23 protein-coding genes and 1 pseudogene are annotated in these 22,154 nt (G+C 68.9%); 13 read left to right on the forward strand and 11 right to left on the reverse strand.

Features of this window, described 5'->3' with window-relative positions; translation table 11 throughout:
* Positions 1-153: 153 nt before the first annotated feature.
* From QM721_RS03265 to QM721_RS03275, 3 genes are all read right to left on the reverse strand, one after another.
* Positions 154-1,041 carry a GNAT family N-acetyltransferase gene (locus tag QM721_RS03265; protein ID WP_415118940.1) on the reverse strand — a complete coding sequence of 296 codons (888 nt, stop codon included), beginning with the start codon at positions 1,039-1,041 and terminating at the stop codon, positions 154-156.
* Between the two features lie 69 nt (positions 1,042-1,110).
* Positions 1,111-1,455 (reverse strand): hypothetical protein, encoded by a 345-nt coding sequence (locus QM721_RS03270; RefSeq protein ID WP_415118942.1) that lies wholly within the window; start codon positions 1,453-1,455, stop codon positions 1,111-1,113.
* 407 nt (positions 1,456-1,862) lie between these two features.
* Positions 1,863-3,590: a glycerol-3-phosphate dehydrogenase/oxidase gene (locus QM721_RS03275; RefSeq protein ID WP_415118944.1), complete on the reverse strand. Its 1,728-nt coding sequence runs from the start codon at positions 3,588-3,590 to the stop codon at positions 1,863-1,865.
* A gap of 173 nt (positions 3,591-3,763) precedes the next feature.
* On the opposite strand from QM721_RS03275, the gene QM721_RS03280 reads away from it, so the two are divergent.
* Together QM721_RS03280 and QM721_RS03285 are read left to right on the forward strand one after the other, a co-directional pair.
* Complete coding sequence (locus tag QM721_RS03280; RefSeq protein ID WP_415118946.1) at positions 3,764-6,088, forward strand: sodium-translocating pyrophosphatase; 2,325 nt, start codon at positions 3,764-3,766, stop codon at positions 6,086-6,088.
* Between the two features lie 173 nt (positions 6,089-6,261).
* Positions 6,262-6,429, forward strand: a complete 168-nt coding sequence (locus QM721_RS03285; protein ID WP_415118948.1) for a hypothetical protein — start codon at positions 6,262-6,264, stop codon at positions 6,427-6,429.
* A gap of 258 nt (positions 6,430-6,687) precedes the next feature.
* Here the strand turns inward: QM721_RS03285 and QM721_RS03290 are convergent, their stop codons facing one another.
* Positions 6,688-7,971, reverse strand: a complete 1,284-nt coding sequence (locus QM721_RS03290; RefSeq protein WP_415118950.1) for a low temperature requirement protein A — start codon at positions 7,969-7,971, stop codon at positions 6,688-6,690.
* A 146-nt stretch (positions 7,972-8,117) separates the two neighbouring features.
* Here QM721_RS03290 and QM721_RS03295 point away from each other — a divergent pair, with 146 nt between their 5' ends.
* The 6 genes and pseudogenes from QM721_RS03295 to QM721_RS03320 all read left to right on the forward strand — a co-directional run bounded on the left by QM721_RS03295 (position 8,118) and on the right by QM721_RS03320 (position 13,091).
* The gene (locus QM721_RS03295) at positions 8,118-8,960 is read left to right on the forward strand and encodes a transporter substrate-binding domain-containing protein (RefSeq protein WP_415118952.1); all 843 of its coding nucleotides are present in this window, start codon (positions 8,118-8,120) and stop codon (positions 8,958-8,960) included.
* A 79-nt stretch (positions 8,961-9,039) separates the two neighbouring features.
* Positions 9,040-9,867: an amino acid ABC transporter permease gene (locus QM721_RS03300; RefSeq protein WP_415118954.1), complete on the forward strand. Its 828-nt coding sequence runs from the start codon at positions 9,040-9,042 to the stop codon at positions 9,865-9,867.
* A 1-nt stretch (position 9,868) separates the two neighbouring features.
* On the forward strand, positions 9,869-10,657 hold the full coding sequence (locus QM721_RS03305; RefSeq protein ID WP_415118956.1) for an amino acid ABC transporter ATP-binding protein: 789 nt from the start codon (positions 9,869-9,871) through the stop codon (positions 10,655-10,657).
* A 96-nt stretch (positions 10,658-10,753) separates the two neighbouring features.
* Positions 10,754-11,674: an IS982 family transposase gene (locus tag QM721_RS03310; protein ID WP_415118958.1), complete on the forward strand. Its 921-nt coding sequence runs from the start codon at positions 10,754-10,756 to the stop codon at positions 11,672-11,674.
* A gap of 348 nt (positions 11,675-12,022) precedes the next feature.
* Positions 12,023-12,433, forward strand: a pseudogene (locus QM721_RS03315) (MGDG synthase family glycosyltransferase); the annotation flags it as partial.
* A 289-nt stretch (positions 12,434-12,722) separates the two neighbouring features.
* Positions 12,723-13,091 carry a glycosyltransferase gene (locus QM721_RS03320; RefSeq protein WP_415118960.1) on the forward strand — a complete coding sequence of 123 codons (369 nt, stop codon included), beginning with the start codon at positions 12,723-12,725 and terminating at the stop codon, positions 13,089-13,091.
* Positions 13,092-13,235: 144 nt separating this feature from the next.
* Here the strand turns inward: QM721_RS03320 and QM721_RS03325 are convergent, their stop codons facing one another.
* Positions 13,236-13,649, reverse strand: a complete 414-nt coding sequence (locus QM721_RS03325; RefSeq protein ID WP_415118962.1) for a globin — start codon at positions 13,647-13,649, stop codon at positions 13,236-13,238.
* Between the two features lie 48 nt (positions 13,650-13,697).
* Between QM721_RS03325 and QM721_RS03330 the strand changes: the two genes are divergently transcribed.
* The 3 genes from QM721_RS03330 (at position 13,698) to QM721_RS03340 (ending at position 15,473) form a co-directional block, all read left to right on the forward strand.
* Positions 13,698-14,453: a hypothetical protein gene (locus QM721_RS03330; RefSeq protein ID WP_415118964.1), complete on the forward strand. Its 756-nt coding sequence runs from the start codon at positions 13,698-13,700 to the stop codon at positions 14,451-14,453.
* A 60-nt stretch (positions 14,454-14,513) separates the two neighbouring features.
* Positions 14,514-15,026: a flavin reductase family protein gene (locus QM721_RS03335; RefSeq protein WP_415118966.1), complete on the forward strand. Its 513-nt coding sequence runs from the start codon at positions 14,514-14,516 to the stop codon at positions 15,024-15,026.
* 126 nt (positions 15,027-15,152) lie between these two features.
* A complete protein-coding gene (locus tag QM721_RS03340) occupies positions 15,153-15,473 on the forward strand; it encodes a hypothetical protein (protein ID WP_415118968.1) in 321 nt (106 codons plus the stop codon).
* A gap of 2 nt (positions 15,474-15,475) precedes the next feature.
* Here the strand turns inward: QM721_RS03340 and QM721_RS03345 are convergent, their stop codons facing one another.
* The 6 genes from QM721_RS03345 to QM721_RS03370 all read right to left on the reverse strand — a co-directional run bounded on the left by QM721_RS03345 (position 15,476) and on the right by QM721_RS03370 (position 21,123).
* A complete protein-coding gene (locus QM721_RS03345) occupies positions 15,476-16,507 on the reverse strand; it encodes a DUF1353 domain-containing protein (RefSeq protein WP_415118970.1) in 1,032 nt (343 codons plus the stop codon).
* A 55-nt stretch (positions 16,508-16,562) separates the two neighbouring features.
* The gene (locus QM721_RS03350; protein WP_415118972.1) at positions 16,563-17,903 is read right to left on the reverse strand and encodes an MFS transporter; all 1,341 of its coding nucleotides are present in this window, start codon (positions 17,901-17,903) and stop codon (positions 16,563-16,565) included.
* A complete protein-coding gene (locus QM721_RS03355) occupies positions 17,900-18,478 on the reverse strand; it encodes an ArsR/SmtB family transcription factor (protein WP_415118974.1) in 579 nt (192 codons plus the stop codon). The genes QM721_RS03350 and QM721_RS03355 overlap by 4 nt, the downstream gene beginning before the upstream one ends.
* A gap of 32 nt (positions 18,479-18,510) precedes the next feature.
* Entirely contained in the window at positions 18,511-19,293 is a 783-nt protein-coding gene (locus tag QM721_RS03360; RefSeq protein WP_415118976.1) for an EI24 domain-containing protein, read from the reverse strand.
* 79 nt (positions 19,294-19,372) lie between these two features.
* Positions 19,373-20,197 carry an NAD-dependent protein deacetylase gene (locus QM721_RS03365; protein ID WP_415118978.1) on the reverse strand — a complete coding sequence of 275 codons (825 nt, stop codon included), beginning with the start codon at positions 20,195-20,197 and terminating at the stop codon, positions 19,373-19,375.
* Positions 20,194-21,123, reverse strand: a complete 930-nt coding sequence (locus tag QM721_RS03370; protein WP_415118980.1) for a rhomboid family intramembrane serine protease — start codon at positions 21,121-21,123, stop codon at positions 20,194-20,196. Before QM721_RS03370 ends, QM721_RS03365 begins: the two co-directional genes overlap by 4 nt.
* Positions 21,124-21,233: 110 nt before the next feature.
* On the opposite strand from QM721_RS03370, the gene QM721_RS03375 reads away from it, so the two are divergent.
* On the forward strand, positions 21,234-21,728 hold the full coding sequence (locus QM721_RS03375) for an NUDIX hydrolase (protein ID WP_415118982.1): 495 nt from the start codon (positions 21,234-21,236) through the stop codon (positions 21,726-21,728).
* On the forward strand, positions 21,728-22,126 hold the full coding sequence (locus tag QM721_RS03380) for a hypothetical protein (protein ID WP_415118984.1): 399 nt from the start codon (positions 21,728-21,730) through the stop codon (positions 22,124-22,126). Before QM721_RS03375 ends, QM721_RS03380 begins: the two co-directional genes overlap by 1 nt.
* Positions 22,127-22,154: the final 28 nt, after the last annotated feature.

The raw sequence follows: 22,154 nt of genomic DNA on the forward strand, positions 1-22,154 counted from the left end.
GACCATCGTGCCCGGCCTCGCATCGCTGGCCCGGGAGTCTTCCTACGGGTGCCGATCAACGCACCCAGCGCTGGTTGAGCGTATCGAAACCCCTTGTCGCAGCATGATGACCGGGGTCTCGACCAGCTCGACCGGCGCGACGGAAGGGTTTCCCTAACGGCTGAGCGCGGGTGATGAGTAGCCGACGATCGTGGTCTCGAGGGTGAAGCCGAGCCTGCGGTAGAGGGCGATGGCCGGAGCCCGGTGGTGCTGAACGGTCAGGTTGACGTCGCGCTGCGGTGCCCGCTCGACGATCCGGCGGCCGACGGTGACCAGCAGGCCCAGCCCGGCGCCCGTGCCGCGCGCATCGGGCGTGATCGCGATGAAGTCGAGGTAGCCGGAGCCATCGGGCTGCACGCGGCCTGATGCGTAGCCGACCACCCGGCCGTCGTCGGCCTCGCTCACCGCGACGATCCGTTCGCCGGACGTCCCCTCGGCGAGCATGGTGCCGGTGGTGAGGTAGGTGTCGGGAAATTCGAGGGCGTGCAGCGGGTCGACGGCGGCGAAGTCGTCGGACCGCGGCGGACGCACCCGGGGGTCGTCCGCCGGCCAGCCGGTCACGGTGTCGGCGGTGACCCGGAATACGTGGTTGGGCACCGACGTCTTCCAGCCCAGGCCCGCAGCGAGCTCGGCCAGGCGCCGGTTCACCACATCGGCCGAGATCTCGTGGTTGGTGACCTCGGCAGGGCAGCCTTCGATGGCTGCCTCGAGCAGGGGCCGCGCCCAGGTGTGCCATGCCTCGCCGGGCACCCAGGGCCCGAAGATCCAACTGCGGCCCAGCTCGGTGTCGACGTCGGCGATGGTGGCGCCCACCAGGAGTCCGTCGTCGATGGCGACCAGGGCCCGGGCCGGCCAGCCGTCCAACTCCTCGAGTTCAAGGCGCAACTCAGCCCGTGTGGTGCCGATGTAGCAGGTGCCGGTGGACGGGTCTGCCTGCTCGGCGGTGATCAGGTCGAGAACAGTCTCGATCTCGTCGTCGGCCATCGCGCGAATCTGCCCCATGAAGCAATCGTGGAGGCATGCCACAGTGCCTGGCAACCGGGGACGGTCGCGCGGTTGCCGGGTGCCCGATCAGGGTTGGAGCATGGCCAGCTCACCGTCGGTCTGCCAGGCGGCCGCTCGGGCCACCTCGATGCCGAGCGCGAGATCGGCGTCCTGCGCCACGGTGAGTGTGGTGCACCAGGCCGGTGACAACACCTTGGTGCCGTCCGGAAACAACTCGGCCACCTCGGCCCAGTCGTCCAGACGTTGCGACGGCGACGCTTCGATCAGTGGTTGGTCGCAATGGTGGACGGCCAGTCGATCCCCCCGGTCGACCACCGTCCACGGCATGCCTTGATGGACTGCGGCCACTGCGGCGGAGAGGTCCCCCACAGTGAGTCCGCGTTGGCTCACGATCACGAGATCGCGTGTCATGAAGATTCCCCCCGTGCTCTTCAGGTCACTCGAGTGGTGCGGGGTCATTGTGCCAAGGAAGAGGGTCAACCGCTACGTCACCCCGCGGGTGACATGCCACACGGTTTTCGAGGGGACCCAATGCCCGGGTGGCTGACAACGACATCGCCGGCGTGATCAGCGAGGGCCGGCTCGCCGCCGAGGTCATGCTGAGCCCCCCGAAGTGATCGCCTTTCTCGATCACCGTGGGGTGGTCAAGGGCCACGTGCTGGTCTGTCCGGTACTGCCTGTCGACACCATGCTCTCGACCTGTCGGACGACCTGCTGCCGGGCTCGAAAGGGCAACGGCCCGCGCAGCTTCTTCTGGCCCCGCACCCACTGCGCCGATGGCGAACTGGCCGCCTACGGCACGCTACGGGGTGAGGCGCTCAGCCGGCGCTCGCCGCGTCGGTCACCTCGGGCGCCGCGCCGCGGGCCGCGGCCGCTGCGGCGTCGTCTGGTTCGCTCGCCGCCGCCCGCTCGGCCTGCACCCGCGCCGTGTAGGCGTCGACCTCGGCCTGACGGCGCGCGTCGCTCCAGCCCAGCCGCTCGGCGGCCAGGTCGGCGATCTCGGGCAGGGCGGCCAGCCCCGAATCGGCGATCTCGTAGGTCAGCCGGGTGCGGTTGACCAGTAGATCCTCCAGGTGCAGGGCGCCCTCGTGGGTGCAGCCGTAGCCGATCTCGGCCCGCAGGTAGTCGGGGGCGTGCTCCAGTGGCTTTGCCAGGTCGGCCTGCTCGCGGCACTGGGCGACCAGGGTGTTGAACTCGCTGCCGTAACGGTCGAGCAGGTGCCGCACCCGGGTGCCGTCCCAGCCGAACTCGGCGCCCAGGGTGTCCGCGGCCGCGTACAGGGCCCGGTACCCGGCGGCGCCCAGCAGGGGAGTGCCCTTGGTCTGCGACGGACGCTGCTTGGCCCCGGTCTCGCCGAGAGCGAAGTCGACGGCGTCCTGGGCCATCACCCGGTACGTGGTCAGTTTGCCGCCGGCGATGGTGACCAGGCCGGGCGCAGCCTCGGTGACGGTGTGCTCGCGTGACACCTTGGTCGACTGCGCACCGTCGCCCTTGGTGGCCGGCTGCAGCAACGGACGCAGCCCGGCGAAGGTGCCGATCACGTCGTCGCGGGTGAGTGGCTTGCTCAGCACCACGTTGGCATGCTCGATCACGTAGTCGACGTCGGCCGCCGACGGCACCGGGTGGGTGAAGTCCTGCACGTAGGGGGTGTCGGTGGTGCCGATGATCCAGTACCGCTCCCACGGAATGATGAACAGCACCGACTTCTCGGTCTGCAGAATGAAGCCGACGTCGCCGTCCAGCCGGTCCCGGGGCACCACCAGGTGAATGCCCTTCGACGCCAGCACCTTCAGGCCACCCTCGGCCTCGGCCAGGTCCTGGGTGGCTTCGGTCCACACGCCGGCGGCGGCGATCACGTGGTTGGCCTTGATCGCGAAGCTCTCACCGGTTTCGAGATCGGTCACCTCGGCGCCGCTCACCCGGCCGTCGGTCTTGACGAAGTCGGTGACCCGCACCCGGTTGGCGGCCAGTGCGCCGTACTCCACGGCGGTGCGCACCAGGGTGAGGGTGAGCCGGGCGTCGTCCACCCGCCCGTCCCAGTATTGAATGGCGCCGACCATCACGTCGGGCCGGACGTCGGGGAACAGCCGCTGCACGCCCTTCAGCGTGTGGTGCCGGTGGAACGGCGAGGTGGCCTTCGCGCCGAGCCGCGCCATCAGGTCGTACAAGGTGATGCCGGCGGCCACATAGGGGCGTTCCACGTACTTCTTGGTCAGCGGGTACAGAAACGACACCGGCTTGGCCAGATGAGGGGCCAGGGTGTCGAGCAGCAGTTCGCGCTCGTGCAGGGCCTCGTTGACCAGCTTGAAGTCGAGGGCTTGCAGGTAGCGCAGGCCGCCGTGGATCAGCTTGCTGGAGCGGGACGACGTGCCGCTGGCCCAGTCCTGCGCCTCGACGATGCCGACCCGCAGGCCGCGGGTGACGGCGTCCAGGGCGATGCCGGCCCCGGTGACCCCGCCCCCGACGACCAGAACGTCGAGTTCGTCAGTGGCGAGACGATGCAGGGCAATGGCGCGGCTGGCGGGATTCATGGCGGTGGCTGACATGCTCTGAATCCAACTAGACCGGCTCGAAATCTGCAACCAAATAGTTCACAAAATCGGGTGGGGTCGCGGGGGAGGTGCCAGGCGCCTAGGTTGACCCGTAGACTCCCCCAATCTCCCGCACCGGGGGGAGTGCAAACAAACCCGGCCATAAGCCGTGGGTCGAGGAGGACTTCATGCTGCAGTTGGGCACGACGAGCCTGGCCATCGTGTGGACGATCGCCGGGATTGCCGCGATCAGCCTGCTGTACGCGGTGTGGCTGCGCCGCAAGGTGCTGGCCGAGGATGAGGGCACCACCCGCATGCAAGACATCGCGCGTGCCGTTCAAGAGGGCGCGTCGGCCTATCTCAACCGCCAGTTCCGCACCCTGGGTGCCTTTGCGGTGATCGCCTTCGGGTTGCTGTTCCTGCTGCCCGGAGACCCGTCGGTGAAGATCGGCCGGTCGCTGTTCTTTCTGCTCGGCGCGGGTTTCTCGGCCGCCATCGGCTACCTCGGCATGTGGCTGGCGGTGCGCGCGAACGTCCGCGTCGCGGCTGCGGCGATGCAGCCCGACGGACGCCGGCGCGGCGCCAAGATCGCCTTCAACACCGGTGGCGTGGTCGGTATGAGCGTGGTCGGCCTGGGCCTGCTGGGGGCCGCCGCCGTGGTGCTGATCTATCGCGATCAGGCGCCGTCGGTGCTGGAAGGTTTCGGCTTCGGTGCCGCGATGCTGGCCATGTTCATGCGGGTCGGCGGCGGCATTTTCACCAAGGCCGCCGACGTCGGCGCCGACCTGGTCGGCAAGGTCGAGCAGTCGATTCCCGAGGACGACCCGCGCAACGCGGCCACCATCGCCGACAACGTCGGTGACAACGTGGGCGATTGCGCCGGCATGGCCGCCGACCTGTTCGAGTCGTACGCCGTCACGCTGGTCGCGGCGCTGATCCTGGGCCGGGCGGCCTTCGGCGAGCAGGGCCTGGTGTTCCCGCTGTTGGTGCCGGCGATCGGTGCGCTCACCGCGGTGCTGGGCATCGCCACCACGAGAATTCGCGGCGAGGAGTCGGGCCTGAGCGCGATCTACCGCGGCTTCTACACCTCGGCGATCGCCGGCGCGGTGCTGGCCGCTGTCGCCGCCTTCGTCTACCTGCCGTCCAGTTTCGCCGGGCTGCCCGGCGTGCCCGAGGTGGTCCGCGATCTGCCCGGTGACCCGCGGCTGATGGCGGCGGCGTCGGTGGCCATCGGCATCGTGCTGGCCGGGGTCATCTTGTGGCTCACCGGCTACTTCACCGGCACCGACTCCAAGCCCACGGTGCATGTGGCGCGCACCTCGCTGACCGGCCCGGCCACGGTGGTGCTGTCGGGCATCGGGGTGGGTTTCGAGTCGGCGGTCTACACCGCCGGCATCATCGCCGCCGCGATCTGCGGGGTCTTCCTGATCGCGGGCGGTTCGATGATCCTGTCGATGTTCATGATCGCGCTGGCCGGCTGCGGGCTGCTCACCACGGTGGGTGTGATCGTCGCCATGGACACCTTCGGCCCGGTCAGCGACAACGCCCAGGGCATCGCCGTGATGAGCCACGACGTCGATGATCAGGGCGAGGCGATTCTCACCGCGCTGGACGCCGACGGCAACACCACCAAGGCCATCACCAAGGGCATCGCGATCGCCACCGCGGTGCTTGCCGCCACCGCGCTGTTCGGCTCGTACACCGACGCGGTGAATCATTCGCTGGGCTCGCTCACCGATCTGGCCGGCAGCGCCATCACCCAGTCGATGCTCACCTACGAGATCGTCTCGCCGATCACCCTGGTCGGCGTGATCCTGGGCGCCGCGACGGTGTTCCTGTTCTCGGGGCTGGCCATCGACGCCGTCACCCGGGCGGCCGGAGCGATCGTCTTCGAGGTGCGCCGGCAGTTCGCCGAGATCCCCGGGATCATGACCTACGAGGCCCGGCCCGAGTACGGCAAGGTCGTCGACATCTGCACCCGCGACTCGCTGCGCGAATTGGCCACGCCGGGGCTGCTCGCGGCGTCCGCACCGATCGCGGTGGGCTTCGGCCTGGGCGTCGGGCCATTGGCCGGCTTCTTGGGCGGGGCGATCACCGCGGGTGTGCTGATGGCCGTCTTCTTGGCCAATTCGGGCGGTGCCTGGGACAACGCGAAGAAGATCGTCGAGGACGGCCGCTTCGGCGGCAAGGGCTCCGACGCGCACGCGGCCACCGTGATCGGCGACACCGTCGGCGACCCGTTCAAAGACACCGCGGGCCCGGCCATCAACCCGCTGATCAAGGTGATGAACCTGGTCGCGGTGCTGATCGCGCCGGCCGTGGTGGCGCTGTCGGTGGGCGAGAGCGCCAACCCGGTGCTGCGCATCGCGATCGGCACGCTGGCCGGGCTGGTCGCCATGGGCGGCGTCGTCTGGTCGCGCATCCGCGCGGCCAAGGTTGACGTCGAGGGTCGTTTGGAGCACGAGATGCACCTGGTCGACGACGAGCCGGAGCAGACCCAGCAGGTGCGTTGACGGCTGGTCGAGCTTGGCGAGACCGCTCCGGTGGGGTTTCGAGCTCGACCAGCGGTCAGGGGCTCCCGAAGGTCACGCTCCGGCAACAGTTTTCGCGGATTGCGCAATTCTGCCTAGTCTGCTGCGGCCCGGCGGTGCTTTCCTAGTGGGTGACATCGATCCAGGGGGGGAACATGTTCACCGATGATTCCGCGGCCGTGCGCGCAGCCATTCTCGCGGGCACCATTCAACAGGTGCAGGCCGAGCCGATTCGACGGGCCGCGACCGTTCGCGGCGCAAGCGTCCGTGGTTCGCTGGCCCGTGGGGGCAGCGGCGCCGGGGGACACCACCGGGTGTACTGACGCGGCAGGTTCGATCAACGAGCCGCGTGCCGACGAGTTCGGCCGGACGGCGCGTGTGTCGCTTCACGAGGAATACGCCGCGTTTTCGTTGGTCGAGCCTGTCGAGACCTTGAGCAGGGTGCTCTCCCTAGGGGTTTCGACGGGCTCAACCAGCGGTGGGTGTGTTGATCGGCGGGTCTCGAGGAATACGCCGGGTTTTTGTTGGTCGAGCGTGTCGAGACCTTGAGCAGGGTGCTCTCCCTAGGGGTTTCGACGGGCTCAACCAGCGGTGGGTGTGTTGATCAGCGCTTCCCCAGCTGACGCTTCGCTCCGTCCGCGCAGTTCGATGCCCAGCACCACCACCCAGGGCGCCAGGGTGGTGACCAGCAGCGCACCGCCCATCGACAGCCCCGAGCGGGCCAGCAGTACCGACGCGACGCAGACCAGCACCGCCGCCCCGACCAGCCCCAGGTGCGGGGCGTCCAACCGGTGGGTGAGCACGGTGCCCAGCAGGTAGCCGACCACCATGAACGCACCCACCGGGCCGGCCACTGAGGCGACCGCCGTGCCCATGCCGATGTGCGCCTCGTGTGCGAGGACGTAGGCCGCGACGTGCAGGCCGGCGCCCACCGCGGCCAGGGGCGGAAACAGCAGCAGGTGCCCGTACCCCCACCCGAAGGATCCATTGCGCCGCGCGTGCAGCAGCCCGCCGAAGTCGGTGGCGAAGTAGATCCACCACAGTCCGAAGGTGAGCCCGATGCCGGCCACCACCACGGCCACGGCTTCGAAATTCCAACCGGCTTCGCCCACCGCGGTGCCGACCGCCGCCACCGTGCCGATCACGCCTTCGCCCAGGGTGATGATCACCAGCAGGCCGTACCGCTCGGCGATGTGGTGGGCGTGCCAGGGTGTTCCGGTCTGGCGCGTTTCGGAGAGATAGGGCCCGAGCATCTCCACCACGATCAGCACCGCAGACGCCGCCAGCGACGCGCCCAGCGAGAGGTCGAGCCAGGCGACCACCACCCAGCCCGCCTGGGCCACCGCGATCGTGATCACGTAGGTAATCGCCGTTGCGCGATAGGCGGGTTCGGTCAGGGCGACCCGCAGCCATTGGGCGAGCATCGCCACGCGCATCACCACGTAACCGGCGATGATCACCCGGGTGTCGAGATGCTCGCCGGCGTCCATCGAGTGAAACATGTCGGGCAACCCCAGGGCGAAGATCACCACGCCGATCATCTGCACCATCGTGGTGAGCCGGTAGACCCAGTCGTCGGTGTCGAAGGCCGACGCGAACCAACTGAAGTTGATCCAGGCCCACACGATGCCGAACATGGCAAAGGCGAAGCCGCCCATGCCCGCGACGACATGCCCCTCGGCGATCAGGTGGGCGAATTGCTCACCGGCGATGCCGAAGGCCACCACGAAGGCCAGATCCATCAGCAGTTCGAGCGGTGTCGCAACGCGGTGTGCCTCGTGCACGTCGCGGCCGGTCATGCGGGCCAGGGGTGCGGTCAGGGTGCCGAGCCGGCTCGGGGCCTGCTGGTTGGGTTGAGCGGTCATGGGCGGCGCCCTAACCGCCCTCTGCGCTGTCGATTGCCCAAGGCCACCGCAAGGTCACAAGGGGGTCTCAATCGGCGCAGCGCATTGAAGCCGTAACAAAGCTGCGACAGGATGCGGCCAACCTTTCGATCTATGGAGGAACAATCGTGAGCTTTCGTTTCAAGGCCCTGCGTGCGGCTGTTGCCGGCGTGGCGGCCCTCAGCCTCAGCATGCTGGCCGCCTGCGCCAACTACTCCACGCCGACCACCGCGTCGCCGTCGGGCAGCGCCGCTGCGGCGCCGACCCTGATCACGCCGGGCAAGCTGCTGGTCTGCACCCACCTGTCCTACAAGCCGTTCCAGTTCAAGGACGACAGCGGCAACGTGGTCGGCTTCGACGTCGACCTGATGGATCTGGTGGCCAAGAAGCTTGGCGTGACCCAGGAGATCGTGGACGTGCCGTTCGATCAGATCACCTCCGGTGCGGCCTTCGCCGCGCACAAGTGTGACGCCGCTGCGGCCGCGACCACGATTCGCGAAGACCGGGCCAAGGCGATCCTCTTCTCCGACCCCTACTTCGAGGCGACCCAGGCGCTGCTGGTCAAGGCCGGGTCGGGCATCGCCAGCCTCGCCGACCTCAAGGGCAAGAAGTTGGGCGTGCAGACCGACACCACCGGCCAGGACTACGCCAAGGCCAATGCAGAGGCCAACGGCTACGAGATCGTCGTCTTCGAAGACATGCCGAGCCAGTTGGCCGCGGTGCTGTCGGGCCGCGTCGACGGTGCCGTCAACGACAACGGTGTGGTGTTCGACTACGCGAAGGAGAACCCGACCAGTGAAGTGTCAGCCGAGTTCGACACCGGTGAGCAGTACGGATTGATGGCCAAGCGCGACGACGCCAGCGGCACCGCTTTGATTGCCGTGATCAACGAGGTGCTGAAGACCTCCAAGACCGATGGCACGTACAACGACATCTTCAAGAAGTGGTTCGGGGTCGACGCCCCGAAGTGAGGTTCACCGCTGTGCTCAGGTCCGGACAATGTGGGCCTGAGCACAGCACTGCCCGATCAATCGTCGTGAGAGGACCGAGATGACCGCAGCAACACTCGACCCCGTAGCCGAACGGCGGCGCAGGTCACCGCGACGACGAGCCATCCGGCGCCGGCGCATCCAATACGCCGTTCTCGGTCTGTTCGTGCTGGCCATCATCCTGTTCGCCGACGGCGGCCAGATTCAGCGGGTCTTCTTCCGTCCCGACCTGGTGATGCGCACGCTGAGTGTCGAACTGCTGATCGCGCTGAAGAACACCATCGTCTACACCATCGGCGCCTTCGTCTTCGGCCTGGTGGTAGGCACGATCCTGGCTCTGATGCGACTGTCGCAGGTCGCCCCGTACCGCTGGCTCTCCAGCATCTACATTGAGTTCTTCCGCGGCGTTCCGGCGATCATCGTGTTCATGGCTTTCGGGCTGCTGCCCCTGGCCATTCCCGGCGCGATCATTCCCTTCGACCCCTACGGCACGGTATGGGTGGCGCTCGGCCTGGTGGCTGCGGCATACATGGCCGAGACGATCCGGGCCGGCATCCAGGCGGTCCCCAAGGGTCAGACCGAGGCAGCGCGATCGCTCGGCATGCCCCAGGGCATGGCCATTCAGAAAATCATCCTCCCGCAGGCATTCCGCATCGTCACCCCGCCACTGACCAATGAGCTGATCCTGCTGGTCAAGGACTCGTCGCTGGTCTATGTGCTCGGCCTGTCGGCGTCCGGTTACGAACTCACCAAGTACGGCCGTGAACTCGCCAGCACCACCTCCAACCTGACGCCGCTGGTGGTGGCCGGCCTGTGCTACCTGGTGATCACGCTTCCGCTCACCTTCGTGGTCAAGCGCATGGAAGCCAACGCTCGAAAGGCCCGCTGATATGACCGAGACCCCCACCATTCCGACCGGCCTGCGCGACGACGAGATCCAGATTTACGACCTGCACAAGAGCTTCGGTGAGGTCGAGGTGCTCAAGGGCATCTCGACGATCATTCACCGCGGCGAGGTGGTCTGCGTGATCGGCCCGTCCGGTTCGGGCAAGTCGACGCTGCTGCGCTGCGTGAACCTGCTGGAGCAGCCGACCAAGGGCCGCATCTTCATCCTCAACGAAGAGATCACCGACCCCGACGCCTTCGTCGACGAGTTGCGCACCAAGATGGGCATGGTCTTTCAGCAGTTCAACCTGTTCCCGCACCTGACCGTGCTCGACAACTGCACGATCGCCCCGATCAACGTGCTCAAGCGCAGCAAGGCCGACGCCGAGGCGACCGCCCGGGAGAACCTCGAGAAGGTCGGCCTCGGGGCGCGCGCCGATGCTTACCCGGCCCAACTCTCGGGCGGTCAGCAGCAGCGGGTGGCGATCGCCCGGGCGCTCAGTATGGACCCCGAGTTGATGCTGTTCGACGAGCCCACCTCGGCACTCGACCCCGAACTGGTCGGCGACGTGCTGGCGGTGATGCGCGACCTGGCCAAGTCGGGCATGACCATGATGGTGGTCACCCACGAGATGGCGTTCGCCCGCGAGGTGGCCGACCGGGTGATCTTCATGGACGGCGGCGTGATCGTCGAGGAGGGTCACCCCGACAACGTGATCGGCAACCCGCAGCACCAGCGCACCAAGACCTTCCTGCGCCGAGTGCTCGACCCCACCCACGTCGACGCGTCCTAGATGAGTAAGTCCAAGGTCGGTGTGGCGTCTGGGGGTTGAAGGGGAGGGTGTCGCAGAGTCGGTGTTGCTAACCCATGTCAAGCTCTGGAGGCTTTGATGGACACCGATCTGGACACCCTCGCGATTGCACTCTACGTGACTGCTGATGATCTGTTGAAGGCTCATCCCGAACAGGTTCCGCAACGGCCTGAGGTCGGGTTCGTTGAGCGGATCAGTGATGCTGAGCTGATCGTGTTGGCGGTGATGCAGGCGTTCCTGGGTTACACCTCGGAGGCCCGCTGGTTGCGGTACGCCCACCGGCATCTGAGGCCGATGTTTCCGTATCTGCCGCGTCAGTCCGGCTACAACAAGCGGTTGCGGAAGCTGAACGGCACCATGGCGTGGCTCGCTGCCGAGCTGGCCCGACATGTGCCGGTCGCGAGTGATGATGTGTGGGTGGTGGACTCCACCCCGGTGGAGTGTGGCCGGTCTCGGGAGACCGCGAAACGCTCTGACTTGGCCGGATGGGCCGAGTACGGCTATTGCGCGTCCCATTCCCGTTACTTCTGGGGGCTCAGGTTGCATCTGGTGTGCACCCTGCACGGATTGCCGTTGGCGTGGGCGTTGACCGGCGCGAAAGCCAACGAACGTGACGTGGTGAAGCACCTGCTCGATTCCACTGCGGCGTTGCAGGACCGGCCCACCCGGCGACGCCAGATCATCATCGCGGACAAGGGTTACAGCGGCCGCGAGTTCGAAACCGGACTGACCGAGGTCGGGATTGATCTGCTCCGCCCGGCCCGTAAAGGAGAGAAGCCCCGACCCGGCCAGCGGTTCTTCAAACCACTGCGCCAAATCATCGAATCGGTCAACGACACGTTGAAAGGCCAACTCGACCTCGAAGCCCACGGCGGACGCACCCCAGCCGGCGTCGCCGCCCGGGTCGCGCAACGCATCCTCGCCCTCACGACCGCCATCTGGCACAACCACCAAGCAAACTCCCTAGCCAGAAGAAACCTGGTCGCCTACGACCACTAACACCCCCTGGGACTTGGTCATCTAGCCCCACCCGCCCCCCGCTGCGTCCCGCCCCCACCGCAGCCCCGCGCGGCCCGATAGGTGACGTTGCGTAGGTTGTGGCTCATTGCGCACGGTGCACCCTGCGCAATGAGCCACAACCTACGCAACGTCGCAGCGTCCGGACGGGCGGGCGGATGCCCGGGCGGACGTCCGGACGGGCGGGCATCCGCGCGGACGCGGCGGTAGGGTGCTGGGCGGGAGAGGCGTCGGTAAGCGAGGAGAGTCATGGGCGAGTCGGCCGCGCGCAAGCGGGTGCTGTTCCTGTTCTCCGACACCGGCGGCGGGCACCGGTCGGCCACCGCGGCGATGATCGAGGCGATAAGCCTGGAGTTTCCCGACACCTTCGACTGCAAGATGGTGGACGTCTTTCGCGACTATCTGCCGGCCCCACTGCGGTATGCGCCCGAGATCTACCCGCCGATGACGAAATTTCCCGAGACCTGGGCCATCTCGTACCGCACCACCGACGGCAAGCGGCGCTCGCGAGCGGTGATCCGGCTGCTGTTCCCGTACGTGGCGCGGTCGATCCGGCGGCTGTACCGCGAGAATCCGGCCGACATCATCGTGTCGGTGCACCCGCTGGTGAACACGGCGATGCTGCGCATCATGAAATCGAACCCGACGCCGTTCATGACGGTGGTCACCGACATGGTCACCACGCATGCCTTCTGGTTCGACCGGCGCGCCGACCTGGTGGTGGTGCCCACCGACGAGGCTCGTGAAGTGGCGACCGAGTACGGCATTCCGGCAGGCAATGTGCGCGTGGTGGGGCTGCCCACGGCAGAGCGCTTTCGGGTGCCGCCCGACGACCCGATGGCCTTTCGCGACGAGCAAGGCTGGCGGCGCGACCTGCCGGTGATCCTGGTGGTCGGCGGCGGTGACGGCATGGGGCCGATGGAGGCTGTGGTCAAGGCGATCAACGAGGCCCGCCTGAACGCCACCCTGGTGGCGATCTGCCGGCCGCAACGAGGGGCTGCAGGAACGGCTGCGCGGCCTGCACTGGACCATGCCGCACCACATCTACGGCTTCACCACCCAGATGCCCGAGTTCATGGCCGCCTCGAACATGCTCGTCACCAAAGCCGGCCCGGGCACCATCAGCGAGGGCTTCATCGCGGGCCTGCCGCTGGTGCTCTACTCGCGGCTGCCCGGCCAAGAGGACGGCAACGTGCAGTACGTGGTCAAGAAGCAGGCCGGGGTGTGGGCGCCCCGTCCGCATCAGGTGGTCGACGCCGTGCGGCGCTGGGTGACCGATCCGGCCGCGCTCGAGGCCGCCGCTCAGGCCAGCCGTCGGGTCGCCAAGCCGAACGCCGCCCGTCAGATCGCCCGGATCATCGCCGACCGGGCCGGGGTGTACGCGCCGCTGAAACGCTGACCAGCGATGCGGGCTCCGGCCGGCGCTGGGCAGGCGCTGATTCTTTGCTGGTCGCGCTTGTCGAGACCTCGAACGGGGTGTGCTCACGAGGGGTTTCGACACGCTCAACCAGCGGTGGACGCGTTGATCAGTGCTTCCCTGGCTTCACTGCTCGTCGAAGCTGTTCACCATGAACTGTGCGGCGCGGACGAGATAGTCGCGCAGTTCGGCGTCGTCGTCGGGGTCGAGCGCCAGCGAGTCCAGGGCGTCCAGCATGTGATGTAGCCATCGGTCACGCTGGGTGGGCGTGACGGCGAACGGGCCGTGCCGCAGCCGCAGCCGCGGGTGCCCGCGCTGTTCGGAGTAGGTCTTGGGCCCGCCGAAGTACTGTTCGAGGAACATCCGCAGCCGTACCGCTGCCGGCCCCAGGTCGTCCTCGGGGTAGAGGGCACGCAGTGGTGGGTCGCTCGCCACGCCGGCGTAGAAGCGGTCGACGAGGGCCGCGAAGGTGGCGTGCCCGCCGACCTTTTCATAGAAACTCTCAGGCTGCGACACGCCAAGGTTGGGATTATTGGTCACCGTGACTACTCTGGATGGTCGGGGTTGAAACCAAGCAAGCATATTTGAGTGACAGTGACTGATAGCGAAACGATCGAGAAGACGAAGACTACCGACAAGACCGAAGCCACCGAGAATTCGAAGCTGTTCAACGTGCCCCAGCTCGCCGGGGGTGCCTTGGCTGCTGTCACCACCGCCGCGGTGGGCTCGCAGTTGGGCGTGGCCGGCACCCTGATCGGTGCGGCCCTGGCCAGTGTGGTGGCGGCCATCGCCGGCACCCTGTACACCAAGGGCTTGGAGCACACCCGCGACGGCGTGAAGAAGATCGTGCTGCGTGACGGCACCAGCGACACCGAGGCGCAGAGCACGCCGGACGAGGCCGCGCGCGACACGTCCAGCCGCAGCGCCAAACAGTCGGCGTGGCGCAGCCCCTGGGCCGTCGCCGGCGGCATGCTGGTCACCGCGGCGGCGACGTTCGCGGTTGCCCTGGTCGTCATCACCGGCTGGGAATCGGCCAGCGGCCAGAGCCTCAACGGCCAGAGCGGAACGACGGTCGGCCAGGTGGCCAGCCGGACGACATCCGCCACCCCGTCGGCTACGGCGACCCCGACGGCCACCTCAACGGCCACGGTGACCGCGACGGCCAGTGCGACCGCGAGTGCGACGGCGACCCAGACGCCGACGGCAACTGTCACGGCCACGGCAACACCCACGGCCACGCCGACGGCAACGGCAACTGCGACGGCAACGGCAACGGCGACGGCCACCGAGAGCGGCGCCGGTCAGGCCGCCGAGGTTCAGGAGCAGACGACCGCCAGCGACTAATCGCCGGTTCTGCTTCGGATGCCTGACCGACTGCCCACGACGGGCTGACACACTGGGCAGGTGACCATCCACGACACCCACCCGTTCGCGGCGAACGGCCAGCCCCGGCGCCCGCTGCGGCGGTTTCGCGGCAGGCTGCCGGCCCCGGTCACCATCTGGTCCGCCCACACCGGGCGGGGCCCGGTCGGGCTCACCGTGTCGTCGATGCTGGTCGCCGACGGCGAACCCGGCGAGGTGGTCGGTCTGATCGACCCGGCGTCGGGGCTATTCGACGCCGTCAGCGCGTCGGGACGGTGGGCGGTCAGCCTGCTCGGCTACGCCGATCGGCAACTCTCCGATGCGATGGCCGGCCTGGCCCCCGCGCCGGGCGGCTCGTTTCGGCTGGCCACCTGGCGCGACACCGACTGGGGGCCGGTGCTGGCCACGTCCCCCGGCTGGCTGGGCGCCCGGCTGCTCGACCAGCCGGTCGAAGTGGGCTGGTCGATGTTGCTGCGGGGCGTGGTCGAACAGGTCGAGATCGACGAGGAACAGGCGCCGGTGGCCTATGTGCGGGGCCGTTATCGCGAGCTGTGAGGTCGTACCGGCCGGCCGATGGCCGCGATCCGGCTCACGCCTCGACGCGGTGCCTTTGCAGGGCGGGTCGGACTGGTTTACGGTTTGGTGAATCGGCCGGGCTCGTGGCCGCGGGAAGGACCCCGGATGAATCCCCTGTGGATGATCATCGGTTCGCTGGTCGCCGTAGCCCTGCTGGCAGTGGGGTTCACGATCCAGCACCGTTTCGCGCGCCGTCGCGCCGCGATTCGTCCATTGCCGCCGCTGGGTACGACCGGTCAGCAGGCCGCCCGGGCCGCCTCGCGTGAACTGCTCAGTCGTGACGCGTTGATCAACCCCAACCGCAGCCGCAACGTGCCCGCGTGGGACGACACCCCCGACACTGACGGCATCTTCGCCCCCGCTGCCGAGACGCGGGTCGACGGTGACTTTCTGGCAAACCGCGGCCCGAGTTCGGGCGAGCGCTGAACTCAGTTGCGCGGCCCGCGCAGGGTGTTCGACGGTGAGTCGACGGTGTTGATCGGCCCGCACGAGTTGCGGGCGAACACGTCCGGAATCCACAACAGGTACAGCACCGCGATCGTGACGCCCGCCACCAGCCCTACCGCCGGCCCGGTCACCGCGGCCAGCAACGGCAGCAGCGCGTCACGCCGCACCGGCGAGGCGGCCAGGGCGGCTGAGCCCCCCAGGAAGGCCAACCCACCCAGCAGCGCCAGCCAGCCCGGCACGACGAAGCCGAACAGCGGCGGCCAGGGCGTTGACGCCCAGGCGGACGACGCCAGCAGCAGCAGCACCCCCACCACCAGCGCCCGCCCGACCCACCGGTCGCCCCGACGCCCGGTGGCGCGCACCCGGGCGTCCGCCCAGCCGGCCACGCCGAGCAGCGCCAACCCCGCCAGCAGCAGCACCCACGCGGCGAGCGGCTGAGCCGGGCCCGGTGCCGACTGCAACGCCCACCATCCGGCCACCCACAGCCCGAGGGTTGCGCCGGCCAGCGCCGCGAAGCCGGCTCGGCGCGTCGTCCAATAGCGGCCCGCGGAGACCCCGGCCCACAGCACCAGGGAGCGGAACGGCGGCGCCTGAAAGTCCGGACGATCGGGGTCGTGGTCGCGCCTGGCCTGGTGGAAGATCTCGTCGGCGGCCGTGCGGCGCACGAAGCGCTGGTCGGACGGCCCGGCCTCGTTGTGGTCGCACAACTGGTCGTGCACCAGCACGGCCAGGGTGTGCCGTCCGTAACTGGCGATCAACCCCCACAGCACGCCGGGCACGCTGCCCAGATCGGTGGTCGGCGGGGTCTTCTCGTCGCCGATCTTCAGCCAGCGGTGCGCTTCATCGGGGGCATCGGACGGCGTCGGCGGCAGGGCGGCGTCCAGCACCGGCGACAGTGACCGCCGCGGCGCGTACCACAACGGCGTGGTCAGGGTGAAGATCCGGGGGGTGTCGATGCGCAGTTGCACCCCGGTGGTGGAGGAGTCGTCTCCGGCGGGCAATGCAAAGGGCATGGCGCGAAGGCTACCGTTGCGGGGTGAGCGCGTCGGCGAGACTGAGTGTCACCGGTCAGGAGGACGCCTGCTGCTCGACCGCCGCGGCGGCCTCCGCCGCCCGGATGCGGTCGGTGTTGACCCGTGTGGCGGCATAGCCGATCAGCGCCAGGTGCGCGGCGCCGGCGAGCAGGAACACCGTTCGCAGCGCCCACCCGCGGCCCAGCCAGGGCTGGCCCAGATTCACCAGCGCACCGCCCAGCACGGTGCCGATGGCGATGGTGCCCCAGCCGAAGAACCGGTACACGGAGTTCACCCGGCCGAGCAGGTGGTCGGGGATCAGCCGCTGCCGCAGCGACACGGTGATCACGTTCCAGAGCACCACGAACACGCCCTCGGCAACCGCGCAGGCCCAGAACAGCAGCGCCGAGGGGGCCAGGCCCATCAGCAGCAGGCAGCCGCCCATGCCGGTGATCGATACGATCAGGGTCACCCCGGGCGAGAGTCGTGCCGACACCGTGGCGGCCGTCAGCGAGCCCGCCACGGCGCCCACCGCGAAGCCGGTGGTGACCAGGCCGAACTGCCAGCCCTGGTAGAGCCCGAGCACGTCCTGGGCGTACAGCACGCCGTTCACCAGGGCCACGTTGCTGAGCATGTTGAGCAATCCGAGCAGAATGGCCAGGGTACGAATCAGCCGGTGGTTCCACAGCCAGCCGAAGCCCTCGGCGATCTCGCCCTTGAAGTCGATTCGGGGGCTGCGTTCCATCGACGACTGCGCGGTGAACGTGCCCGCCAGGGCGAACACCATGGCGGCGCTGACGGCCAGCAGGCCGGCGTTGATCAGAAACGGCAGGGCCAGGCCGACGGTGATTAGCACCCCGGCCAGCGGCGGGCCGACGAAGCTGTTCATGGTCGTCTCGGCGGCCCACAGCCGTCCGTTGGCCCGTTCGAGCTGAGCCTTGTCGACGAGTGCGGGCATCAGCGTCTGGGCGGTGTTGTCGCGCAGCACCTCGGCGCAGCCCAGCAGAAACGACGCCAGGCCCAGTGCCGTCAGCAGCACGGCGCCGCCCGCCGGCTCGGCCGCTCCGGCGGCCAGTTGCTCGGGGGTCGGCAGGTCGGCCTGGTGGGCGAGCACCAGCAACCCGAGCGCCGTGACGACGACGAACCGGCAGACGTCCATCCAGGCCACCAGCTTGCGGCGGTCGAAGCGGTCGCTGATCACGCCGGCCGGCAGGCTGACGATCAGCCAGGGCAGTCGTCCGGCCACGCCGATCAGGGCGATCAGCAGTGCGTCCCGGGTGACGGCCGAGGCCAGCCAGACCAGGGCGATCGACATCAGCCCGTCGCCGAGGTTGGCCGCGACGGCCGAGCCGAACAGTTTGCGGTAGTTGGGCCCGAGGCTGCTGGGCTCACTCACTGGTCCGGCTCCGACGTCGGCAGCGGGGCGCGGTCGGTGGCGTACAGGGCCACGGTCATCGCATAGGTGATCGCGCCGGACGGCGGCTCGGCGGCGAACTCGAGCAGCAGGGCCAGCAGTCGTTCGTTCCACTCGCGCACCCGGTCTTCGGCCACCCGGGCGTAGCGCACGTTGGTCAGGGCGAAGGCGTCCCGATCGAGGGCGGCCCGGACGCCGGCCAGGGTCGCGGCCAGCACCCGTTCCTCCTGCCCGATCGCGTCGTGGGTCCGGTCGTACCAGAAGACCCGCGCGGTGCGACCGTAGTACTTGGCCTCGAGGGCCCGCACCCGCTTGGTGCGCACCACGGTGACCAGGCCGGCGTCGGCCAGCACCTTGAGGTGGTGGCCGATGGTTCCCTTGGGTTTGCCCAGCACCTGGGCGAGCTCGGACGTGGTCGCCGCCCGTTCGAGCAGCAACGAGCAGATCTGGGTGCGGGTGGGTTCGAACAACGCCCGGTACTGGGCCGGGTGTTGGAGGTCGAGCCGGTCGGCGAGGCCGTAGTCGGGCAGGGCGTCGGACGGTGAATGGTCGGCCATTGCCGTATGGTCGGCCGATGCCGACCATGGAGTCAAGAGACCTGGGCGACCAGCTTGCGGGTGAGCAGGGTGCCGGCGGCGGTGGCGATCGGGAAGAGCAGCAGGGCCAGTGCGGGCATCGACAGCAGCAGGAACGTCGGAACCCCGAACCCGAGGGCCAGCCAGGGGTCGTTCCGCAGTAGCCGGTGCCGCTGGCCCAGGGTGCGAATGCCGCGCCGTCCGGCCGCTGAGCCCACCATCTCGAGGGTGATCATCCAGCCGCCGAACACTGCCGAGCCGACCCCGGCCAGCAAGCTGCCGACGCCGGGAATCAGCCCGACCAGCAGCATCAGCAGCGCGACCGGAATGGTGATCGCAGCCACCTTGGCCAGATGCTTGAGGGTCGACCAGACGGCGCGCAGCAGCGTCTCGTCCGGTTGCCGCACAAAGGCGCCGGCGTGGGCGTCGATCTCTTCAGAGATGCGGTCGTAGAGCGGAGCGCCGAGAGCCAGGGTCGTGACCGTGAACAGCAACACCAGCAGCAGTCCGCTGGTGACCACCACCAGCAGCGCGACCAGCGCGCGCAGTGCCTCGGCCCCGCTCCAGCCCTCGGCGAACGGGGTCGCCCAGACCGCGACCTGCTGGGATACCCAACTGGCGCAGACGAACAGCACGATGAACACCAGGCTGGTGATCAGCGGCGGAACCAGGCCGAGACCGAAGAGTCGGGCACGCCGAAGCACCAGTCCCGCTCCCGTGATCAAGAACCCGATGCCGCGCAACAGTCCGCTGACCGGGTTCGATAGCGGGCGTGGCGGTGCCGATGAATTGCTCACGGCCCCACCTCCCCGATCGGCCGAATGCTGCGCCCACCCTACGACAAATCGGCTAGCCAGCCCGGCCCCGAGACCGGATTCACAGGTTGGCGGCCAACGCGGTGAGGGTTTCGGAGGTTCCGGCGTCGATGCGCACGGTGGCCAGATCGTCACCCCGGGTGGGCCCGCGATTGACGATCGCCACAGGTTTGCCGGCCCGGGCGGCGTGCCGGACGAACCGCAGGCCCGACATCACCGTCAGTGACGACCCGGCGACCAACAGCACCTCGGCATCGTCCACCACGGCGTAGGACGTGGCCACCCGAGCTGCCGGCACCGATTCGCCGAAGAACACCACGTCGGGTTTCAGCACGCCGCCGCACCGCTGGCAGGGCAGCACCACGAAGTCGCCCCAGCGGTCGACCACGGCGTCGCCGTCCGGACGCAGCCGGGTGTCGTCCAGTTCGGCCCGGCTGGCAGGCACCTCGCCCTCAAGCCCCGGATTGGCCGCCTCGAGTCGCTGCTGCAGCGCCGCCCGCGATGACACCGCCGCACAGCCCAGGCAGATCACCCGGTCGATGCGTCCGTGCAGGTCGACCACCGACCGGCTGCCGCCGGCCTGGTGCAGGCCGTCCACGTTCTGGGTGATCACTGTGGTCAGGCCGTGATCGGACAGGGTGACCAGGGCGCGGTGCCCGGGGTTGGGACGAGCTGCGCCGAAGCTGCGGAAGCCGAGCAGGGAGCGCGCCCAGTAGCGCTGACGGGTTTGTGCGGTGCTCACGAAGTCGTCGTACTGAATCGGACTGGTCGGACGCGCGCCGGCGCCGCGGTAGTCGGGAATGCCGGAGTCGGTGCTGATTCCGGCGCCGGTCAGCACGGCCCAGCGCCGTCGGCGCAGCAGCCGGGCCAGGTCGTGTACGCTCACCCGAGCATTATCGCCCGCCACGCGATGCCGCCGAGCAGCAGCAGGGTGAGCGCTGCCAGCCCGGCCCACTGCCAGGACGATCGGCGCGGCCCGCGGGGTGCCGCCAGCAGCACCCCGGTCACGGCCAGGCCGGCCAGCAGGCCGCCCAGATGCCCCTGCCACGAGATGGCGGCGGTGTTGGCGAAGGTGATCACCAGGTTGAGCGCCAGCAGCCCGCCGATCAGTTGGTAGTTGCCGCCGAACCTGCGGGCCAGCAGCAGCAACCCGCCCAGCATGCCGAAGATCGCACCCGAGGCCCCGAGCGCCGACGACGACGCGTCGGCCAGCCACATCACCGCGAGCGACCCGCCCACCGCGCTGATCAGGTAGAGGGCCAGAAACCGGGCTCGGCCCAGCACCTGCTCCAGCGGCGGGCCGAGAAACCACAGGCTGAGCAGGTTGCTGCCCAGGTGCATCGGGTCGGTGTGGGCGAAGGCGCTGGTCAGTGCCTGCCACCAGGCGCCCGCTGCCACCCCAGCCGTCCAGCCGGTGGCCTCGGGCAGCGCGGCGCACGCGGCGGCGTCGGTGACGCCGGGGTAGTAGTGACCGGTGCCGGCCAGGCAGGTGCCCAGCGGGGTGATCGCCAGCACCTCCGCCCAGGGGCTGTCGGCGCCACCGGTGGCCAGCAGCAGGCCGAAGACGGCGAGGTTCAGCCCGATCAGCACCCAGGTGGTGAGTTGCGGGTTGGCCGAGCGGTGTCCGCCCAGCGGGCCCACGCCGGTGCGGGTCACCCGGTGGCCCTGGCGAACGCACTCGGGGCACTGCACGCCGACCGGGGCGGGCACCAGGCACTCGGGGCAGACCGGACGCCGGCAGCGCTGGCAGGCGATCATCGTAGGGCGGTCCGGATGCCGGTAGCAGCCCTGCGCCATGCTCGGTTGCGTCATCGGATCACCCGGCGACCCGGGTGATCGCCGGCTGCGCCAGGGCCCGGGGTCGGTGTTCCATGGCGCCAGCCTAGAGGCCCTGCCGCACCCTCCCTGGCTAGGCTTACCCGGTGCCTGTACCCGACTTCATCATCGAACTGCGCGAGAAGGTCGGCCACGCCATGCTGTGGCTGTCCGGCGCCACCGCGGTCGTACTGCGCAGCACCGACGCGGGTGAGGAGGTGCTGCTGGTGCGCCGCTCCGACGACGGGCAGTGGTCGCCGGTGGCCGGCATCGTCGACCCGGGCGAAGACCCGCACGTCACCGCCGTGCGCGAGGCGGCTGAAGAGGCGGGTGTCGAGATCGCGGTCGAACGGCTGGCCTGGCTGAACGTGACCGAACCGGTGGTGTACGGCAACGGCGACGTCACCCAGTACATCGACCACACGTTTCGCTGCCGGTGGCTGGCCGGTGACCCCGAGCCGTGCGACGGCGAAGCCACCGAGGCTGCCTTCTTTCCGGTCGGACGGCTGCCGCAGATGCCCGCTCACTACCGTGAACGCATCGAGATCGTGCTGGCCGACCGGCCCGAGACGGTGCTCGGACGGCGGAACGGGCCGATCTGATGGGGCTCGGGCCACAGACCCATCTGGAGCGGTTGCTGGCGCAGGCACATGCCCGTCCGACCGACGGCAAGGCATACGTCGCGTTCGTGAAAGAACTGGTCGTCACCATGCTGGGTGCGCTGGGTCGCGACGAAGCGCACGGTTTTCAGCCGCTCGCACTGGCGCCGTCGGGAACCAGTGGTGTGTGCGTGTTCACCCACCCGCTGCGCTACGACGCGTTCACCGCCTCGATGATGCTGCCGCAGCTCGACTGGCAGGTGCGTGCCGAGCGGCCGCGGCGACTGTTCGGGTGGGCGGTGCAGAACGAGTTGTTCGTGCTGCTCAACCCGGGCAGCGACCTCAGCAAGGATTTTCCGCCGTTCGAGCTCGACCGGTTGTTGCGCGGGCAGTGGCTCTGACTCAGATCACCGGCGGATCGAGTTGCCG

Origin of the sequence: Micropruina sp. (genome assembly GCF_047602085.1) — a bacterium.
Taxonomy (GTDB): Bacteria; Actinomycetota; Actinomycetes; order Propionibacteriales; family Propionibacteriaceae; genus Micropruina.

Excerpts from the sequence above, each read along its gene's own strand:
- QM721_RS03300 (WP_415118954.1), top strand. The coding sequence starts at position 9,040 with ATGACCGCAGCAACACTCGACCCCGTAGCCGAACGGCGGCGCAGGTCA.
- QM721_RS03305 (WP_415118956.1), top strand. The coding sequence starts at position 9,869 with ATGACCGAGACCCCCACCATTCCGACCGGCCTGCGCGACGACGAGATC.
- QM721_RS03340 (WP_415118968.1), top strand. The coding sequence starts at position 15,153 with ATGAATCCCCTGTGGATGATCATCGGTTCGCTGGTCGCCGTAGCCCTG.
- QM721_RS03290 (WP_415118950.1), bottom strand. The coding sequence starts at position 7,971 with ATGACCGCTCAACCCAACCAGCAGGCCCCGAGCCGGCTCGGCACCCTG.
- QM721_RS03320 (WP_415118960.1), top strand. The coding sequence starts at position 12,723 with ATGCCGCACCACATCTACGGCTTCACCACCCAGATGCCCGAGTTCATG.
- QM721_RS03380 (WP_415118984.1), top strand. The coding sequence starts at position 21,728 with ATGGGGCTCGGGCCACAGACCCATCTGGAGCGGTTGCTGGCGCAGGCA.
- QM721_RS03265 (WP_415118940.1), bottom strand. The coding sequence starts at position 1,041 with ATGGGGCAGATTCGCGCGATGGCCGACGACGAGATCGAGACTGTTCTC.
- QM721_RS03285 (WP_415118948.1), top strand. The coding sequence starts at position 6,262 with ATGTTCACCGATGATTCCGCGGCCGTGCGCGCAGCCATTCTCGCGGGC.
- QM721_RS03355 (WP_415118974.1), bottom strand. The coding sequence starts at position 18,478 with ATGGCCGACCATTCACCGTCCGACGCCCTGCCCGACTACGGCCTCGCC.
- QM721_RS03270 (WP_415118942.1), bottom strand. The coding sequence starts at position 1,455 with ATGACACGCGATCTCGTGATCGTGAGCCAACGCGGACTCACTGTGGGG.
- QM721_RS03345 (WP_415118970.1), bottom strand. The coding sequence starts at position 16,507 with ATGCCCTTTGCATTGCCCGCCGGAGACGACTCCTCCACCACCGGGGTG.
- QM721_RS03275 (WP_415118944.1), bottom strand. The coding sequence starts at position 3,590 with ATGTCAGCCACCGCCATGAATCCCGCCAGCCGCGCCATTGCCCTGCAT.
- QM721_RS03310 (WP_415118958.1), top strand. The coding sequence starts at position 10,754 with ATGGACACCGATCTGGACACCCTCGCGATTGCACTCTACGTGACTGCT.
- QM721_RS03370 (WP_415118980.1), bottom strand. The coding sequence starts at position 21,123 with ATGACGCAACCGAGCATGGCGCAGGGCTGCTACCGGCATCCGGACCGC.
- QM721_RS03280 (WP_415118946.1), top strand. The coding sequence starts at position 3,764 with ATGCTGCAGTTGGGCACGACGAGCCTGGCCATCGTGTGGACGATCGCC.